Raw genomic sequence first — 18,437 nt, 5'->3', positions numbered from 1 at the left:
CCTACGATCCCGCCCGGCACGGCAACGCCGTACGCCTCATTCAACCTGGACAAAACGATCTGCTCGCTGCCTGAGGTTGACACAGGGAGTGTCATACGGCGTCGGCCCTGGTCGAACGGCTGCTCCGCGACGCGGGGCGCGGTGGCCCGTTCGGTGTCCGGGTCGAGTCCACAGCGGGCCGCGAAGGTGAGCAGCGCGGCCTCCATCGGGTCTCCGGCGGCGGCCCACGCGGTGCGCTCGTCGTTGGGCGCCAGCAGGCTCGCGTCATTGCACAACGCCCCGGCCCGGGCCAGCGTTCGCAGGGACTCGCCGCCGGGGCCCAGTACCGTGCCGTCAGGGTCGTATCCGGCGCCGGTGACGGTGTAGCGGTCGCCGTCCGCGGTGACCGCCTGCTGCACGGCCATCCGGTTCTCGGTGAGCGTCCCGGTCTTGTCGGAGGCGATCACGGTGACCGAGCCGAGCGTCTCCACGGCGTGCAGCCGGCGCGGGATCGCCCGGGTCCGGGCCATCCGCCGGGCCCCCAACGCCAGGGCGAGGGTGACGACGGCCGGCAGGCTCTCCGGCACCGCGGCAACGACCAGGCTCACCGCCGTGATCGCCATTCGCATCACCGGCTGCCCGGCCAGCACGCCGGCGGCGAAGACCACGGAGGACACCACGACCGCGGTCACGCCGAGGATGCGCCCGAGGGCGGTGATGCGCCGCTGCAACGGTGTCGGGCCCGGGTGGGTCCGGGCTACCAGGTCGGAGATGCGTCCGAGGGCGCTGGCCGGTCCGGTCGCGATCACGATTCCGGCTGCCCGACCGCCGGCCAGCACAGTGCCGGCGCCGGCGATTTCGGCGGCGTCCCGGTGCACCGGGACGGACTCGCCGGTCAGCGCCGACTCGTCGAACGTGGCCCGGCGTGTCTCGATCAGTTCTAGATCAGCGGGGATGACGTCGCCGGCCTCCAGCCGGACGTGGTCGCCGCGGACCAGTTCTGCCGCCGGGACGAGCTGGTCGTAGCCGTCGCGGACCACTCGGGCGATCGGTGCGGCGAGCCGGTCGAGGGCGGCGATCGCGGCGTCCGCCCGTACCTCCTGGACCACGCCGATCACCGTGTTGACGCTCACCACGAGCAGGATGATCAGGGTGTCCGGCAGGTCGCCGAGCGCGGCGGTCACGGTTCCGGCGGCCAGCAGCAGCGCTACGAGTGGGTCGGCCAGTTGCCGGCCGACGCGGCGGGCGACACTGCGCCGGGGCGGCGCGGCGACCACGTTGGGGCCGTCCTCGGCGAGCCGTGCGGCTGCTTGTGCGCTGGAGAGGCCCTGCATGGCAGGACCTGCCGCCTCGACGGGGCTCATCATCACCGCTGCCCTTCCCGGCCGTACCGGTTGGTCGAGGGATGTCTGCGGCGCCCACCTGCCGGGCCGCGATCACCGGTGCCGTTCCCGTCTTGACGACGGTGGGTCTGGTGGCTCGACGGCCACTCATTGGGTTACCGGAGTCGGTGACCGAGGGGGGTCGGCCCGGCGGTGGGTGCCTGAATGAAGCGTTGCTCGTGACGGGCGCGGCGCACAGGGCCGTAGGTCCCGACCGGCCCGGCGAGCTCACGCCGCGCGTGTACCGGGGTCCAATGGACCGCCGGTTGATGCCGGTCGGCCGTGCCGCGCGCGTCGCTGGGCGGCCTACCGTGCGGGTATGCGCAAAGTCGTGTCGGTCGAAGAAGAGCTGCCCGTCGTGGTCGGCGTCGATGACGTGCCGGACGGACTGCAGGTAGTCGATGCCGCGGCCGCCGAGGCCGCATTTCGGGGCGTGCCGCTGGAAATCGTGCACGCATGGCCCGGTCGGCGCAGCGGCCTGCCGCGGCTCCGCGCCGTGCGACCGGATCCGTCCGATGGCCGCCATCTGCTGGATCTCGCGGCTCGCCGGGCCCGGCATGCGCTGCCCGGACTGCGGGTGCGGACGGAGTGGATGGACGACAGCGCCGCCGAGGCGCTGATCCAGCGATCCGAGCGCGCCAGCCTGCTTGTCGTGGGACACCGTGACGAGGCCGGCTCCGGGCGCGCCTGGGGTTCGACCGCAGCGTACGTGGCGCATCACAGCCGCTGTCCGCTGCTGGTGTACCGCGGGCCGATCGCCTCCCGAGGGCCGGTCGTCGTCGCCGCTTCCGGCCGTACCACCGCGACGGTCGGCTGCGCCTACGAGGCCGCGTCGCGTGCCGGATGCCCCCTCGTGGCGGTACACGTCTGGACGCCAGGCGAATCCAGCGACGAAACCGAGAACGACCGGCGTCAGGCCGAGGACCGTCTGGCAGGGACGCTCACCGGTCGAGGCGGGACCTGGCCGGATGTGGCGCTGGAGCGACTGCTCATCAGCGAGGCGGAAGTCGCCTACACCCTCGAACGGGCGTCACGGCGCGGCCGCCTCCTGGTGGCTGGTCGAGGACGTAAAGGCTGGTTCGTCGAGATGCTCTACAGCATCGGCAGCATTTCGCCGGGCGGACGCCGGCTGTGCCCGGTTCTGCTGGTGCCACCGGGATGGCCCGGAACGGACCTCGAGCACGTGACGTCGGCGAACACCGCTCGCTCGTAATCCGTTGCAGGCGATGTCCAACCCTGCGGCATAAGGCCCTTGACCAGCGCTACCGGTGCGGGGGAGTGATGCAGCATCGTCTGTGCGATCCAGCCCAGCAGCCCGGAATAGGGCCGGTCACCGCGTGCGCCGACAACCATGAGCCCGGCCTCGTGCGCGGCCCGGCGCAGGATCACGTCAGGATGACCGGCGACGACCCGCAGCTCGGCGGTGAGCCCATACCTGCGTTCCAGGGCGGTGAAAGCCGGCCGGGCACGATCCTCGGAACCACACCTTTCGCAAGCCCGCACCACGACCAACGGCACGCGCCGTCGGGCGGCCGCGTCGAAGGCGAACTCCACCACGGTTTCGGAGATGGCCGAGCCGTCGGCGCCGACGATCACCGGGCCGTCCGTCGCAGGTGTCGTACGGGTGACCAGCACGGTACCGGCGGCGCGAGCCGCGACCTGCACGGTGAGCGCGTCGGGCGGCAGACAGGTGGTGGTGAGCATGTCCCCGTCGCCGATCACGGTGAGCGCCGCGGTCCGGGCCCTGCGCAGCAGCGCGGTGACGGCGGACCCCTCGATCGACCGGGTCTCGATCGGCACGTCCGGAGCGATACTGCGGGCATCAGCGGTTGCCCGGCGGATCAGGGCTTCCCGGTGCTCGGGCGGGTCGAGTGCGCCGGCGTGGGTGAGCTTGGGCATCCAATTGAATGCGTGTATCAACTCCAGCCGGCAATGGTGCAGGGCGGCCTCGCGTGCGCCTGCCTCGACCGCTTGCCGGCTGGCGGGCGAGTCGTTGACGCCGACGACGATCAATCCGGTGGGCCTGGTATTCATGTCCATCCCTCCGAGCCGTGGTGGCGAACGGGATCCTCCCCACCGTTGCGCTGTTCGTGCCGTATCCGACAGGGCCATTGGTCGCTGCTGGGCGCACCGGCCGGCCGGTCCCCGGCGCCGGGACCTTCGTCCCTGTCGATCATGGTCAATCCAGTCCGATGATGTGGCATGGATGGAGGTGGTTGCGATGGCGTACCTGGTCATCATCACGGTGACTCTGATCATCACTGCCGTCATGCTTCTATGGCCGAGGCTGGGCGACTCCGCAAACGCCGAAGGCGAGGTCAGAGCCGACGCCGAGAAGGCCGCCCCGACCACCCTGGAGGGCGTCCTGGCGGCGCAGCTCGTCGGTGGAGAGATCAGTCAAGATCAATACCGCAACGCTCTGGCCCGGCTGGCCGAACGTGACGATGAACGCAACCCGATGTCGGTGCCCGGCAATGACCGCCCGGGCGCCTGCGCCTGACCTCAGGTTTGTGCCTCAGTGCGTGGCGTCGGTCATCGCCGCGAGCCCGGCCACCACCTCCGGCACCGACGCGGTACTGATCCACAGGCGCCGTTGCCGCGCGGCTCCCGTTCCGCGCTCGCGCAGTCGGGCCAGCAGAGAGTCCACGGTCGCCGTGTCGCCGAGCTGCGCGAGAGCCTTGCCCACCTGATCGAGCAGTCTCGCCACCAGATCCCAGGCCGGCGTCGTGTGGCCGGTGAACGGGTCGACGCCGAGTCCGTCGAGTCCGTTCCTGGCCGCGGCGAGCAGGCCGTCGACCACCCATGGCCGTAGGGCCGGGACCGGCGGCACCCCGGCGTGAATCTCCGTCACCGCGGCTGTGACGAGCGCCCGCACCAGGGTTGCCACGAGCATCGTCGTGTCGATGTCCGGGCAGGTGTCGGCGACGCGGACCTCGACCGTCGGGCAGCGGGGTGACAACCGGGCGAGCAGGTAGACACTTCGTTCGTCGATCGCGGCTCCGCGCCGCAGGAACTGTTGGACCGCCTGGTCGTACTCGATGGCGTCCCGCCACACCTCGGGCGCGCGGGCAGTCGGCCACTGCGAGTGCACCTCGTACCGGTGGCTCGCCCAGCCGGTGTCACGGGCGCCGGCGATGGGGGAGTTCGCGCTGATCGCCAGCAGCGTCGCGAGCCATGGCCGCAGCCGCGCGAGGACCCGCACACCGAGGTCGCGTGACGGCACACCGACGTGGACGTGACAGCCACAGACCCCGGAGATTGCGGTCAACGTGGGATGGCGCAGGGCCATGGCCCGGTAACGTGGTCCGGCGCTGAGCGCGGACAAGCCGTGTGCGCCGAACGGAGCTGTGCCGGAGGCGATCAGGCGGCAGCCCATCGACCGGGCGCCGGAGGCCGCGAGCGTACGCAGGCGAACGAGCTCCCGGCGCAGCTGACCGGTGTTCGTGCAGACGGCGGTGGCCGTCTCGAACTGGTACCGCATCAGCTCCGCTCGTGGACCCGAGTGGTCCCGCAGTAACCGCAGCAGCGCCGGAGCGACCGGCACCGGCCATCCTATGAGGGGGTCGAGGAGAAGGAACTCCTCTTCCACGCCGAATGTCACGGTGCCCGCCGCGGGGCCGAGCTCAAGCTGGGATGGTGTCTGCACGGAATTCGTAGCCGGCATGGAGTCCTCCCGACGTGGTCTCCCCTTTCGAGCCTTGCCGGGCCGGCCTGCCCGGCACAGGGGCGAACGACCTGAACCGCGGCGACGGCGCGGTCAGCGGGTCGCCGAACCTCCCGTGGTGAGCCGGAGATGGACGTTCGTGGCGATGACACCGTTCGGTCCGGCGAGCATCGGACTGAGGTCGAGTTCCGCCAGCTCCGGATGTTCCTCGGCGAGCTTGCCGAGCCGCAGCAGAAGGTCCTCGACCGCGACCGCGTTGACCGATGACGGGTGCTGCAGCGGGTGCCACATCCGGGCGGCGTCGAGGTCGGTCAGCGGGACCAGATGTGCCACCCGGCCGTCGCGGTCGGTGTGGCGACCGCCGAGGCCGAGCCCGACCACCGGCCCGAAGGCCGGGTCCTGCGTGATCGTGGCGGCCAGTTCCATCGGCGCGGTGAGTTGATGCTGGACGAGGACCCCGGATCTCGGGCTGCTGGACCGGGTCACGGCCTCGAACGATTCACGGACCGCGGTGGCACTGTTCAGATCAAGCCGCACGGCGCCGCGGTGGCTCGACGAAACCGGGTCCGGGCCGGGCATGAGGGTCACCGGGTAACCGAGACGTTCGGCCGCGGCGACCGCGTTCACCCCGGTGCTGGCGTACGCGGCGGGCAGCACGGCGATGCCGTAGGCGGCCATGATGTCCACCGCAGCCGAGCGTGGCACCCAGCCGCCGCGGTCGGTGGGCGTTTGCTCGATGAGTTTCCTGGCCTGCTCGGTCTGAATGCCGCCGAGCGGCGCCCACCGCCCCAGAGGTTCCCGACGCCACCTTGCGTAGCGGTACGCGTTGGCCATGGCCCGCAGCGCCCGGTCCGGTTGCCGGTAGACCGGCGTGCCACGGTTTCCGAGGCGGTGCAGGTCGTCGGCGCTGCCGGTGAGCACGACGGCCGCGGTGAGCTGGGGCCGGTTGTCCAGGACCTCGGCCAGCGTGGCCATGATGGCGGAGGGAACGTTGGTGCGGGTTCCGACGACCATGACAAGCAGGATGTCGATCTCTCCGCTGGTCGCGACGATGTCGACGGTCTCGGCAACCTGCTGGGGGGTCGCGTCGGCGCCGAGGTCCACCGGGTTGTCACGTTTGCCGGACAACTGCCGGCGAACCGAAAGCGACAGCGGCGTGACGACGAGCCCGGCGGTCCGTGCGCCGTCGGCCGCCAGCGCCGTGAGACCTTCGGCGTTTCCCACGATGCCCAGCCGATTGCCGGCCGGCAACGGCTCCATGAGGATCCGCGCGGTGTCGATCATCTCATCCAGGCTGGTTACCCGGATCATGCCGGCCTGGGCGTAGAGGCCGTCCGAGGAGTGAACGGTGCCGGGCTGATCGCTGAGTGCCAGGACGGGTTTGCGGCGGCCGAGCGCTCGGACCGTGCGGGCGAACGTCCGGGGGTCGCCGAAGGAGCCCAGGTGCAGGGCGACGACGCGGGTGCGTGCGTCGGCGTACCAATAGCTCATCAAGTCGTTGCTGCTGAGATCGAGCCCGTCGCCGAGGGAGACGAAGCTGGTGACACCACATCCATTGCGAGCCGCGTGCTCCAGCAGCGCGATGCCCACGGCGGCGGACTGCGCGACCACCGCCAGGCCACCAGTGAGTGGGCGAGCGGGCGAGATGCTCGCGTTGAGCCGTACCTGTGGATCCGTGTTCAGTACCCCGAGACTGTTGGGTCCGATCAGGCGGATGCCGTAGCGGCGGGCGATCTGCCGCAGTTCCCGCCGGCCCGCTGGACCGTCGGTGGAGCACCTGCTGAGCACGACCGCGCTGTGGGTGCCGTGGCGGCCGGCTTCGCACAGAGTCTGCGGCACGCGCTCAGCCGGTACGGCGACGACGAGTAGATCGACGGATTCAGGAAGGTCGGCGATGCTGCGATAGCCGGGAACGCCACACACCGGGCGCCCGGTGTTGCTGACCGGGTAGAGGCGACCGCGGAAGCCGTAGTCGTGCAGCGCCCGCACGGTCTCGAAACCGGTGCTGCCGCGGCGTTGCATCGCGCCGATCACGGCCACCGACCGCGGTGCCAGCAACGCCCGCAGCGAGCTCTGCTCCACCGGGCGGTCGCGAACGCCGACCGCCCGTTGCAGCACCTCGACGTCGGTGAGATCGGTGGTCGTGACCGGAACGGTGCCGCGCGTGCGGCGCACCACGGCACTGTCGCCGGTCAGTGCGTCACCGAGGAAGCGGGTGATCCCGGCATGGCGTGCACGGGTGACGAGATGCTCCAGCAGCAGCGTGCCGATGCCGCGGCCGTGATGAGGTTCGGCGACGAGTACGGCGATCTCACCGCTGTCACCACCCGTGCCGAGACGTGCGCAACAGGCGACGCCGACCAGCTCGGCACCATCCCATGCGGCGAGCGCCAGACGCTGCCCGGTCTCCGGCAGACACAGGACGTCGATCTCAGCGTTGCGGGCGGCACGGTCGGCGAGGCTGAAGAATCGTACGGCGAGGCTGCCGGAGGCGTCACCGTACAGGTCGGCGAGGGCCGTCCGATCGTCCGGCCGGATCGGCCGCAGAGTGATGATCGTCCCGTCGGCGGCCAGGGCGTCGACGCCTCGCGGGTCGTCGGTCACCGCAGGCGGGGTGGTCGCCATCGCCGTGGCCTCCTCTTCAGTGCGCCACGGCGATGTCGCGCCGGGCGAACAGCGGCATCGCCGCCGCCACGAGGACAACCGCCACCGCTGGCATCGCCAGGTACGCCACCTGGAAGCCGGCGCCGATCGGGCCGCCGCTCATCGCCTGCGTGAACGGCGACAGCGGCTGCCACGACTCGACGGAGGTGACCAGTTCACCGGCCACGTAGAGCAGGTACGCGGCGACCGCGGCCGCGGAGGCGACACCGATCGCCACCGCCCGCCGTCCGGTGATCGCACCGACGGCAAGCGCGAGGCAACCGAACTCGAACGCCAGCAGCACCGTCGCCAGCGTCGCCGACAACGGTGGCAGGACGCCGACCTCCAGGCCGAACAGTGCCGAGCCGGCGAGAATCGCCGCGTAGAGCACGGTGCCTAGAGCCAGCAGCCCGGCCAGGAGGGCGGCTGCCTGCTCGACCAGCAGGCCGGCGGTGGTCACCCGGGTCACCAGCAGCACATCGAGGGTGCCGGACTCCTCCTCGCCGGCGATCGCGCGGGCGCCGCGGCCGATCGCATAGGTCAGGAACAGAACCGGGACCATGGCGCTGAACAACTCGGCGTTCAGGAAGCCGGTGCCGGTGCCGAAGTCCTCAAGGTTGAACAACTCGCGCATCGCCTCGGGGTAGTTGGCGAGGAACGCCTGCAGGTCCGGCATGTTGCCGATCGACGGCCACAGGGCGGACTCCAACAGCACCAGCAGCGTCAGGCCGATGCCCCAGCCGAGCAGGGAACGCCGCTGGTCGTACAGAGCTTTGACGAAGACCGAACGCATCGCGATCACTTCCGCGTGTCGTAGTAGCTCAGGAAGATGTCCTCCAGGTCCGGCTCGTGCGTGACGATCTGCTCGATGCCGTACGGGGCGGTGGCGCTCAGCAGCTCCGTGGTGTGCCCCTCGACGACCAGGTGGACGGTATTGCCGGAGACCGCGATCTGGCGGGCGGCGGCGACGCGGTGCAGCACGTCGACCGGCGGTGGGCCGGCGAAGGTCAGGTCGAGCCGTCGTACCGCCTGCGCCTTGAGCTTGTCGACGGCCTCGACCACGGCCAGGCTGCCGCGGACCAGGATGCCCACCTCGTCGGCGACGGCTTCCACCTCGTACAGATTGTGGGACGAGAGGAAGACGGTCTGCCCGTCCTGGCGTGCCTCCCGGACCAGCGTCAGGAATTCGCGCTGGACGAGGGGGTCGAGACCGGCGGTGGGCTCGTCCAGGACCAGCAGCGCGGGCGAATTCATGAACGCTTGCACGATGCCGACCTTCTGCCGGGTGCCGTGCGACATGGCGCCGATGCGGACGCTCAGATCGAGATCGAGCCGGTCGGCGAGCGCACGGATGCGTGCCCGGTCCGGGCCGCCGCGCAGATGGCCGAGATAGTCGAGGTACGCCGCAGCGGTCAGCTGCGGATAGCCGAAGAAGTCCCCTGGTAGATAGCCGATCAGCCGCTGGGCCCGCTCGCGGTCGCGGACGACATCGTGCCCGCCCACCGTGGCGCGGCCGCCATTGGGTCGCAGCAACCCAGTCAGTAGCCGGATGGTGGTGGTCTTTCCGGCACCGTTCGGGCCGAGGTAGCCGAAGACGACGTCGGCCGGCACGGCCAGGTCCATGGCTTGCAGTGCCGGGCGACCGTGGTAGCTCTTGCTCAGTTGCCAGGTCTGGATCGCGGTCTGCACTTCTGTCCTCCAGTCGATGTCGATGTGATCAGGAGGCTGGACCGACACCGTGACGTCCCGTGGGCAGGCCGCCGAGCTGGGCCACGCCTGCCAACCGGGTTACGTCCCCCGTGGTGAGCACGCCGCACGGCCGGTCCTGCTCGACAACTACGACGGTCCGTAGCCGGTTGTTGAGCGCGCCTATGACGTCCAGCAACGGTGTGTCGGCGCCAGTCACGCGTACCTGGGAGGCCGGAACCATGACTTCCGCGATCCGCGTCGTCATCCGCCGGCGCTGCGGTATCGCGGTCAGCTGGGCGATGGTGACAACCCCGGCGAGACGGCCGTCGATGTCGGTGACCGGGTACGCGCGGTGCGGGCAGAGCCGCGCGGGGCGGGCGATGAACTCGGACACGGTGTGCCCGGCGTATCCGCACACCGCGGGAGCGGACATGGCCTCGCTGACAGGTATGCCGTCCAAGTACTCCGCCAAGTCTGCTGCGGCCTCCTCCGCGCGGGCGGCGTAACTCAGGTACCAGCCGAGCAGTACCAGCCAGAATCCGCCGATCGCCGCGTAGCCGAAAACCAGCACGGCACCCAGACCCATGAGCACGATGCCCAACAGGCCGCCGGCCCGTGCAGCCGCGTGCCGCGCGGCGGCGCGGTCCTTGCGGAGCCACCACAGGATCGCGGCCAGGACCCGGCCGCCGTCCAGCGGTGCACCGGGCAGCAGGTTGAAGACGGCGAGTACGAGGTTGGCGCCGGCGAGCCAGGCGAGACCGGTTCGGGGCAGGTCCGAGCCGATCAGGCCGGCCGGGATGCTTGCCGCGGCGAACAGGCCCGCAGCGAGCAGGCTGGCCGCCGGGCCGGCCAGGGCGATGAGCAGTTCAGCGCGGGGATGGCGGGGCCGGCCGTCGAGGGTCGAGACGCCGCCGAGCGCCCACAGCGTGATCGATTCCACCCTGATCCCGAAGTGCTGAGCGGTCACTGCGTGCGCCAGTTCGTGTGTGACCAATGCTGTCAGGAACAGCGCCGCGACCCAGGCCGCGGTCAGCCAGTACGCGCCGGCCGGATAACCCTCGGCGAGCGTGGGCAGCAGGCTCATCGCCAAGCCGTCGGTGAGCAGCAGGAGAATCAGCAGTACGGACCAGTGGACGCCTACCGGGATCCCGCGGATAGTGCCGAGGCGGATGGTCTGCCGCACGGCGACCACCTTCTTCGCATCAGTCTGCGCCGTGCCGACCGGCGCTTCCAATTCCGGCCGTTGCGATCCGGCCGCCTCCGTCCGATGGACGCTTCCCACTCAGCGTCACGCAGCCGGTTCGGGGCGGCCAGGGCCGTAGGTCCCTATCGACGTGAGTCGAGCTGCCGGGTTCCCCGGATCGATGGCCTCGGACCCTGGTGCTGTGGCGGTGTTCGCGCTGTGATGGATTCAGCTCGCGAACGTCGATGCGGAGGGGGCCCTGATGTCAGGCACATCCGTGCGGAAGCTGACTCGCGCCGACCGGATCGGCGACGCGGTCTTCCGATTCCTGGCCCGCGCCGGGGTCGGGCCGGCACACCTGCTGATCACCCGTGGCCGCCGCACCGGCCTGCTGCGCGTCACTCCGGTGGTGATCGTGGAGCAGGTCGAGGGCCGGTATCTGGTGGCGCCCTACGGACCGGTTCCTTGGGTGCTCAACGCCCGCGCCGCGGGCCGGGTGGGCCTACGGCGGGGCCGCTGCACCGCCGACTACGAGATCCGGGAGGTCTCCGCCGAGGAGGCCGGTCCGGTGCTCAAGCGTTATGTGCGGATCGCGTCCGCGACCAGGCCGTATTTCCGGGCCGGTGTGGATGCGCCGGTGGCGGACTTCATCGCTGAGGCGGCGGCGCATCCAGTGTTCGCATTGACCCCGCTCGCAGCAAACTTCAGCCCTGACCGCTGATCCGAAGCAGGACTCCGAACCGGCCAGGGCCGTTGGTGTGCCGAGGGGCGCACCGATCATCGTGTGTGGGCGCAACGCAGTCGCCAGCGGCGTGCCAAGGGTGTACTGCGATCCTGCGGTGAAGGCCGGCAGGCCGTTCGCGGTGAGTCGGTCACGGTGAATGCTGGTGGACGGTCGAGCACCAAGGTAGCGACCGGCCGCGGGACGCGTTTCATCTGGTTGTACATGACGCCCTCCTTCCATCGCTCGTACGGTCCAGGGTGCCTGGTCCGGCTGGCGCACGTCAGGGCCATCAGTCCTGTCTGGCAGGTCGGCGATCGGCGGGTCCGATCGTGCCGCCGGGCGGGACACCTCGATCGGACGGCAGGTCTGTCGGCCCTGGTCCGCGAGACGCACGGAGCGCAGTCTGGAGGCGTGCCAGGTGCGGTCTTGGTCGTCGAGGACGACCGTGAGCTGCGAGATTTGGTCCGCCGGTATCTGCAGCGGGCCGGCTACCGGGTGCACTCCACCGGCTCCGGTGCCGAGGCCATCGCCCTGCTGGCGAGCGGTGGAGTCGACCTGGTCGTGCTCGACCTCGGTCTGCCAGACCTCGACGGGCGCGAAGTGCTGGCGGCTGCCCGGGAGGGCCGGGACGTGCCGGTGGTTGTACTCACCGCGCGCAGCAGCGTCGACGACCGCATCGACGGGCTGCGCCGGGGTGCGGACGACTACGTGACCAAGCCGTTCTCGCCGACCGAGCTGGTGCTGCGCATCGAGGCGGTGCTGCATCGTGCCAGTGGTAGCGGCGCGGACGCCGCGGACGCGGTGACCTTCGGCGGCGGGCGGCTGCGGCTGGACGCGGCACGCCACGAGGTGCACCTTGACGAACTCAGGCTGGAGCTGACGCCGACGGAGTGGGGGCTGCTCACAGCCTTGGCCACTACGCCGGGCCGGGTGTACTCCCGATACGAGCTGATCAACCAGGTGCGCGGCTACGAGTACCCCGGGTACGAGCGCACCGTCGACTCGCACGTGAAGAACCTTCGCCACAAGCTGGGCCGTGATGCCGCACAGATCGTGGAGACCGTGCTCGGCGTCGGTTACCGCCTGGGGTGGCCACGTGACCGGTGATCGTACGGCGCTGACCGGCCCACTGGGCCGGCGGTTGCTGGCCGCCTTCCTACTGGTGGCGCTCTCGTCGGTGGCGGTGCTCACCGTCGCCGCCCTGGTCGCCACCGACCGCGGTCTGGCCGTTGCCGAGCAGCAGGAGCGCCGGCAGGCCACCGCCCGGGTGGCCGCGGCGGCCGCCGACGCGTACGCGCGATCCGGTGACTGGAGCCGTGCGCATCTCACCGGCGCGTCGGCGATCGCGGAAGCGGCCGGCGCCCGATTGATCGTCCGCGACGCCGGCGGCGGCATGGTGTGGCCCGGACACGGCATGGGACCGGGCATGGGCGGCTCACACGGCTCGGAGAACATCGTCGAAATGGCTGTCACAGTCCGCAGTGAGCAGGTCGGTAGCGTCCGGCTGGCGTTCCCGGCCGGAACACCGGAAGGGCGTACGGTCGCCTGGTCGTGGGTGGTCGGAGCCGCCGGGGCCGCTCTGCTGGCCGGGCTGGTCGTCAGCGCGTACGTCTCGCGCCGCCTTGCCCGGCCGTTGGTGGCGCTCGCTGAGGCCGCCCGCCGGTTCGCGGCCGGTGAGCGTGCCGCGCGCGCCCACACGCAGGCGCCGGGTGAGCTCGGGGAGGTAGCCCTGGCCTTCGACACCATGGCCGACGAGGTGGTACGGGCCGAGACCGTGCGGCGCCGGCTGGCTGCGGACATCGCGCACGAGTTGCGTACGCCGCTTGCCGGGCTGCAGGCCGGCCTGGAGGAACTGCGTGACGGCCTGCAGCCGGCCGATCCGGCCCGGCTGGCCGCGCTTCACGTCCAGACTTTGCGGCTGGGCCGGACCGTGCAGGATCTTGCGGAGTTGTCCGCCGCGGAGTCGGCCGCGTTGTCCCTTCACCTGGCCGACACCGATCTCGCCCAGATCGCTGCGACCGCGTTGGCCGCCCAGCGCCCCCGGCTGGATGCCGCAGAGATCACCGTGACGGCCAACCTTGACGTGGACGTCCCGGTACGCGCCGACCCTGACCGGATGCACCAGGCAGTCACCAATCTGCTGGCCAACGCGGCACGCTACTGCCGGTCCGGCGACCGGGTACACATCGAGGCGCGGATGGAGGGGGACGCGGCGGTGCTGACGGTTGCTGACACCGGCCCCGGGATTCCGCCGGACGAGCTGCCGCACGCCTTCGAACGCTTGTGGCGGGGCCGCGATGCGACGCGGATCTCTGGTAGCGGTAGCGGCATCGGGCTGGCGGTCGTGCGGGAACTGGTCGCTGCCCACGGCGGTACCGTCGCCCTTGATTCACCGGCTGGCCTGGGCGTGACTGTCACGATCCGGCTTCCGTCGGCCGGCGCTCGCCCCGGGCGGATTCCCGGATCGGCATAACTGACCCCCTCGCGACCCGTCCGGCGGACTCACCCGAACGCGGTGCCGGCCAGTGCGCCGATGCCGTACGTGATCGCCATGCCGGCCGCCCCACCGACGACGAGCCGCAGCACGGCCCGCCCCGGGCGGGCGCCGCCGAGCCGGGCGCTGACGTACCCGGTGACGGCGAGTGCGACGACGACCACGATGAAGGCGATGACGACCCGGATTTCAGGCGGTGGCAACAGAATCGCCGCCAGTGGCAGCAGCGAACCGGTGGTGAACGCGACCGCGGAAGCGCCGGCGGCCTGCCACGGGCTTGTCAGCTGGTTCGGATCGAGGTGCAGTTCGACTTCAGCATGCGCTGCGAAGGCGTCCTTGTCGGACAACTCGCGTGCCACCTGCCAGGCGGTTGCCGCGCTGAGCCCTTTCGCCTCATAGAGTGCGACCAGTTCCTCGAACTCCTGCTCGGGAAATTCCGCGAGTTCACCGCGTTCCTTCTCGAGCAGCGCCTGCTCGGTGTCGCGCTGGCTGCTGACCGAAACGTACTCGCCCAACGCCATCGACACTGCACCGGCGACCAGGCCGGCCACCCCCGCGGTCAGGATTGGCCCTGCTGAGGCAGTCGCGCCGGCCACGCCGATCACCAGGCCCGCGGTCGACACGATGCCGTCGTTGGCGCCAAGCACGCCGGCGCGTAGCCAGTTCAACCGCCCGGACACACTGACGTCGTGTGGCTCGTCAGGATGCATGACCAAGGAAGCTCCTAGAACACCGGTTGGACTCGGGAATGTGAAGCTGTCGGGACGCGCCCAGCGTCAAAGGTCAGGGACAACCGGGAGAGACGGGAATGTCAGCGACGTGATCGTCGGTCGGACCGGACACACCCTACCGGCAGCTCGTCGGCCTGCAGGGCGGAGCCAGAGCCGGTCCTCAGGGGAGACTGACGTGGCCGTTCTTCATTTTCCACAGGTAGTACTTCTCGAAGGCGAGCTTGACGGCGTGGTTCTGTGGGCCGGGCACGAGCAAGCCGTGCTTGCGCGGCGGCAGCATCCGGTCCGCGAGGATCAGTACGCCGTTGTTGCCGGCGTCCATCACGCAGACTGCCGGGATCTCGCCGAAGTCCTTGTGGTCGGCCGGCGCCTGCCCGCGGATCTGAGCCGCGATGTTGCGGGCCGCGACATGAGCCATCTGTTCGGTGGGCAGGCCGGTCTTCGGTACTCCGACCGGCGTGGGCGTGGTCCACGGGGCCTGTACCGCGGCGGCGAGCCCGACCGCGTAGATGTCGTCCCAGCGGCAGGTCTGGTACGTGTCGCGCACCTCGACGTATCCGGTCGCGTTCGTGAGTCCCGCGGTGGCGGTGAGGAACACCTGGCCCTTGAAAGGCGGCACGATCATCGCGAACCGGAAGGGGATCTTCTCGCCGTCGGTGGTGACGACCGCACCGTCGTCGACGGCGGCCATGCTCGTGTCCGTACGGAAGGCGATGTTCTCTTTCTTGAGGAACATCTTGAGTAGTTGCTCGCCGTGCGGAAGGCCGCCGATGCCGAAGTGTCCCAGGAACGGCTCGGCGGTCACGTACGTGATCTTCGATTCGCCTTTGAGGCCGGCCTTGCGCAGCTGGTACGACGTGTTGAACAGGAATTCGTAAGCGGCGCCGAAGCAGCTCGCGCCCTGGGTCGCGCCGATGACGACGTCGCCCGGCGATTCCCGGAAGCCACGCCACGCGTCGCCGGTCCGAATCGCGCCCTCCAACGTGGTGATCGTGTGTGAGTTCTCCCGCAGCCCGTCGACGGCGTCGAGGTCCTCGCGGGCCCCGGTGGCGATGAGCAGGTAGTCGTAGGAGAGGACGTGGCCGGCGGCCGTCAGGACCGTGTGGGTCTCCGGGTCGATGTGCTGAGCCGCGTCCTGTACAAAGTCAACACCCGCCGCTTCGAAGGTCGGGCCGACGGAGAAGGTGATGTCAGCCTTCTCCCGCTTGCCGAAGGGCAGCCAGATCAATGAGGGATTGAAAAGGAAATGGTCACGGTCGCTGAGGACGGTCACGTCGACATCACCGTGCAATTCGTGCTTCACCGCGATTGCGGCCGTCAGTCCACCGAAATTGCCACCGAGAACGAGAACCTTTGCCCGCATGACGCCTCCAATCGTCGTCATTGCCAAGATACCCCCGGGGGTATCTTGACGGCAGGGTCTTAGGTCCCGCGCTGCCTGCCCCATAGGAGGAGAAAGCAGCTGCGGCAGGCCGGAGGGCGGGGTTGAGGGTCGTGCCGTGCTCAGGCCGGGTCAGATGTGCACGACCGCGACAGTGCAGGCGGCGTGGCGCAGCAGGTGCTGGCTCACGGAACCGAGGAACATTCCGCGAATGGCTCCGCGTCCCCGGCTGCCGACGACGAGCAACTGGGCGGTCGCGCCGGCGCGGGTGAGCGCGGTGGCGGGGTGCGCGACCGTGGCCTCACCCGCGATGTCGAGGTCTGGGTAGGTGTCTCGGACGGCGGCCACGAGAGTGTCGAATGGTTCACGTTCGTGCTCCGTCACGATGCGGGTGATCAGGCTGCTGCTCTCCCAGAGGCCGGTGACCGGCGGCCATGTGCGGATCACCCGAAGGGGGGCCTTGCGCTCGGCCGCCTGTTGAGCGGCGAAGATGAGTACAGGTGAGGCAAGGGCGGAGCCATCGACGCCGGCGACCACCGGTGCGGTGGTGCGGGCGTCGCCGCGCACGACCGCGACAGAGCAGCGGGCGTGGGCGCAGACTGCGGAGCTGACCGAGCCGAACAGATTCGCTACGACGCTGTGCCCGCGGCTGCCGATCACGATCAGCCGGGCTTGCCGGGACCGCTCGATCAGGGCCACCGAAGCGTGGACGCGTGCCGTGGTGGCGGTGACTCGGACCAGGGGATGGGTCTGCCGTGCCCAGGCCACCGCGCTGTCGAGCATGCGGCGGGTGGCTTGCTCGGCATAACTCTCCGAGCGGGTGGACTGCAGCGGCACCATGTTGGCGCCGGGCACCCAGAGCGGCCACTCCTCCCCGTAGAGCAGTTCAGCGGGCGCTCCGATCCGGGTCGCCTCGTCCAGCGCCCAGGCCAGGGCGGCGTCGGCGTCGGGCGAGCCGTCGTATCCGATGAGGATCCTTCTGTTCACGGTGCGGACCTCCTCCGGTGCTGTACGCCGCGCGAGGAGCGCGCCGCCGGGTCCTGCTATCCCTTCTTGATTTGACTCACGTCCGCACTGTCGCCTGGCCAGGCTTGTGGGCGGAGTCGTTGACCGCCACACGGGCGCGGGCGCGCTGCGCGTCGCGCATGCGCATCAGTGGCACGCCCAAGCCGTAGGTTACGTAGTGGCCCATGGGACGGATCTCCAGCACCGCGCAGCCCGCGCGGCGCTCGGGCGGCACCAAGCGGGCCAGCCGGGGCACGCGGTCCAGCATCGCGGCAGGGTGGACGGTCGCCACTGCCGGGAAACTGACGGTGGCCGGCGGTATGGGTGCGATCAACGACAGCAGGCCACCCCGCCGGATCGGTACGGTCATGGCGACGAGTCCCTCGTCGCGGATGTGCCGGGCCTTCCAGCTGTTGTCGGCGACGACCATGTACAGACGGTCACCGGCAGCGGCGTAGACGACACCGCTTGAGCGTGGCGCGCCGGCCGGTGTCACATGGCTGATGACGGCGAACGACGCGTGCGTCACCGCGGTCCAGACGTCCTTGGCGGTCAGCGTGTGCCGGGCGGTGGATCGCCGCGGCCGGGTCGTGACGGACATCGGGCACCTCCTGTTCCTCATCCATGCCTATCGCCCTCGGGAACCGGGGAGCCAGGGCCGCCCGTCCCGTTCCGAAGGCCGGTTTACCCGCGGGTGACGAGAACCGGGCAGTCGGCGTGGTGCAACAGTTGTCCGCCGACGGAGCCGCCTCCGCCGATCACGACCAGTTGTGCCTGATGGGACGCACCGACCAGCAGACCGGCCGGGGAGCCGGGGCTGATCACGGTCTCGACCGGGACGGAGGGGAATTCCCGGCGCCAGGGTGCGAGCAGATCGTCGAGCTCGTCGGCCAGGGATTTCTCCAGGCGTGCGGTGTCGAGAGGCGAGAGGACCGGCACTCCTGGCGTCACCGTTACCGTCGGTATCGGCTCGCGGTAGGCGCGGACGGCGAGCACATGAGCCTTTCGCACGTCGGCCGCGCCGAAGGCTGCCCCGACCGCTGATCGGCCGCCGGAGGAGTCGTGCACGCCGAGCAGGACGGGACCGGTGAAGGCCATCGCCCGGCCGCGAACCACGGCTGCCGGGCACGGCGCTCGGGCGGCGACGCGATCGCTCACCGACCCGAGCAGGAGACTGGTGAATCCGCCACGGCCCCGATGACCGACCACGAGAAGGCCAGCCGCAGCGGCGTGCTGCAGCAGCACGGCGGCCGGGTCGCCGGGGGCGATCTCGGTGTGCACGGCGACAGCCGGCGTAAGGGTGCGTACAGCACGCCGCGCATCGACCACTACGGCTTCCGCATGATCGGTGGCCGCTCCGGACGGATGACGCCGGGACAGGCCAGGCATGGACGGCCACGTCTCGTCGTACACATGCAGGACGGTCAGCGGGACGTCGCGTCGCATAGCTTCCACGGCGGCCCAACCGACTGCCGTCTGAGCGTTTGCCGACCCGTCGGTGCCGACGAGGATCGGTTCCCGGATGTTCATGGCGCCCCCCTCTACACGGTCACTGGAGGTTC

The 18,437-nt window shown here is 70.3% G+C and carries 16 protein-coding genes and 1 pseudogene; 5 read left to right on the top strand and 12 right to left on the bottom strand.

All coding sequences use genetic code 11. The features are described 5' to 3' along the window. On the bottom strand, window positions 1-1,313 hold a 1,313-nt coding region (locus AB0F81_RS13220), incomplete at its 3' end, for an HAD-IC family P-type ATPase (protein ID WP_360195695.1). 367 nt (window positions 1,314-1,680) lie between these two features. Between AB0F81_RS13220 and AB0F81_RS13215 the strand changes: the two genes are divergently transcribed. After that, window positions 1,681-2,574, top strand: a complete 894-nt coding sequence (locus AB0F81_RS13215; RefSeq protein WP_360195692.1) for a universal stress protein — start codon at window positions 1,681-1,683, stop codon at window positions 2,572-2,574. Between the two features lie 50 nt (window positions 2,575-2,624). Here AB0F81_RS13215 and AB0F81_RS13210 read toward each other — a convergent pair. After that, window positions 2,625-3,395 (bottom strand): annotated as a pseudogene (locus AB0F81_RS13210) (universal stress protein); the annotation flags it as partial. Window positions 3,396-3,582: 187 nt separating this feature from the next. On the opposite strand from AB0F81_RS13210, the gene AB0F81_RS13205 reads away from it, so the two are divergent. Next, window positions 3,583-3,861 (top strand): hypothetical protein, encoded by a 279-nt coding sequence (locus AB0F81_RS13205; RefSeq protein WP_360195689.1) that lies wholly within the window; start codon window positions 3,583-3,585, stop codon window positions 3,859-3,861. Window positions 3,862-3,876: 15 nt separating this feature from the next. Here the strand turns inward: AB0F81_RS13205 and AB0F81_RS13200 are convergent, their stop codons facing one another. The 5 genes from AB0F81_RS13200 to AB0F81_RS13180 all read right to left on the bottom strand — a co-directional run bounded on the left by AB0F81_RS13200 (window position 3,877) and on the right by AB0F81_RS13180 (window position 10,540). Beyond that, window positions 3,877-5,025, bottom strand: a complete 1,149-nt coding sequence (locus AB0F81_RS13200) for a glutamate--cysteine ligase (RefSeq protein ID WP_360195687.1) — start codon at window positions 5,023-5,025, stop codon at window positions 3,877-3,879. A gap of 93 nt (window positions 5,026-5,118) precedes the next feature. After that, entirely contained in the window at window positions 5,119-7,650 is a 2,532-nt protein-coding gene (locus tag AB0F81_RS13195) for a GNAT family N-acetyltransferase (protein ID WP_360195684.1), read from the bottom strand. A 16-nt stretch (window positions 7,651-7,666) separates the two neighbouring features. Beyond that, window positions 7,667-8,461, bottom strand: coding sequence for an ABC transporter permease subunit (locus AB0F81_RS13190; RefSeq protein WP_360195681.1), 795 nt, complete (start codon window positions 8,459-8,461; stop codon window positions 7,667-7,669). Between the two features lie 5 nt (window positions 8,462-8,466). Next, window positions 8,467-9,357, bottom strand: coding sequence for an ABC transporter ATP-binding protein (locus tag AB0F81_RS13185; RefSeq protein WP_360195678.1), 891 nt, complete (start codon window positions 9,355-9,357; stop codon window positions 8,467-8,469). 28 nt (window positions 9,358-9,385) lie between these two features. Then, window positions 9,386-10,540, bottom strand: a complete 1,155-nt coding sequence (locus AB0F81_RS13180; RefSeq protein WP_360195675.1) for a site-2 protease family protein — start codon at window positions 10,538-10,540, stop codon at window positions 9,386-9,388. Between the two features lie 262 nt (window positions 10,541-10,802). Between AB0F81_RS13180 and AB0F81_RS13175 the strand changes: the two genes are divergently transcribed. The 3 genes from AB0F81_RS13175 (at window position 10,803) to AB0F81_RS13165 (ending at window position 13,737) form a co-directional block, all read left to right on the top strand. Beyond that, window positions 10,803-11,261 carry a nitroreductase family deazaflavin-dependent oxidoreductase gene (locus AB0F81_RS13175; RefSeq protein ID WP_360195672.1) on the top strand — a complete coding sequence of 153 codons (459 nt, stop codon included), beginning with the start codon at window positions 10,803-10,805 and terminating at the stop codon, window positions 11,259-11,261. A 414-nt stretch (window positions 11,262-11,675) separates the two neighbouring features. Further along, window positions 11,676-12,371, top strand: a complete 696-nt coding sequence (locus AB0F81_RS13170; protein ID WP_360195669.1) for a response regulator transcription factor — start codon at window positions 11,676-11,678, stop codon at window positions 12,369-12,371. Then, window positions 12,361-13,737, top strand: coding sequence for a HAMP domain-containing sensor histidine kinase (locus AB0F81_RS13165; protein WP_360195666.1), 1,377 nt, complete (start codon window positions 12,361-12,363; stop codon window positions 13,735-13,737). The genes AB0F81_RS13170 and AB0F81_RS13165 overlap by 11 nt, the downstream gene beginning before the upstream one ends. Before the next feature lie 29 nt (window positions 13,738-13,766). On the opposite strand, the gene AB0F81_RS13160 is transcribed toward AB0F81_RS13165, so the two are convergent. The 5 genes from AB0F81_RS13160 to AB0F81_RS13140 form a co-directional block, all read right to left on the bottom strand. Further along, window positions 13,767-14,468, bottom strand: coding sequence for a VIT family protein (locus AB0F81_RS13160; protein WP_360195663.1), 702 nt, complete (start codon window positions 14,466-14,468; stop codon window positions 13,767-13,769). A 181-nt stretch (window positions 14,469-14,649) separates the two neighbouring features. Next, entirely contained in the window at window positions 14,650-15,936 is a 1,287-nt protein-coding gene (locus AB0F81_RS13155; protein WP_360195661.1) for an FAD-dependent oxidoreductase, read from the bottom strand. 66 nt (window positions 15,937-16,002) lie between these two features. Then, window positions 16,003-16,857: a universal stress protein gene (locus tag AB0F81_RS13150; RefSeq protein ID WP_360195658.1), complete on the bottom strand. Its 855-nt coding sequence runs from the start codon at window positions 16,855-16,857 to the stop codon at window positions 16,003-16,005. Between the two features lie 76 nt (window positions 16,858-16,933). Next, the gene (locus AB0F81_RS13145) at window positions 16,934-17,476 is read right to left on the bottom strand and encodes a hypothetical protein (RefSeq protein ID WP_360195656.1); all 543 of its coding nucleotides are present in this window, start codon (window positions 17,474-17,476) and stop codon (window positions 16,934-16,936) included. 83 nt (window positions 17,477-17,559) lie between these two features. Continuing rightward, a complete protein-coding gene (locus AB0F81_RS13140; RefSeq protein ID WP_360195653.1) occupies window positions 17,560-18,405 on the bottom strand; it encodes a universal stress protein in 846 nt (281 codons plus the stop codon). Between the last annotated feature and the right edge of the window lie 32 nt (window positions 18,406-18,437).

Origin of the sequence: Actinoplanes sp. NPDC024001 (assembly GCF_040638955.1) — a bacterium.
Taxonomy (GTDB): Bacteria; Actinomycetota; Actinomycetes; order Mycobacteriales; family Micromonosporaceae; genus Actinoplanes.
The sequence above is the reverse complement of the archived record's forward strand: the minus strand, read 5'-3'. Positions and strand labels throughout refer to the sequence as shown.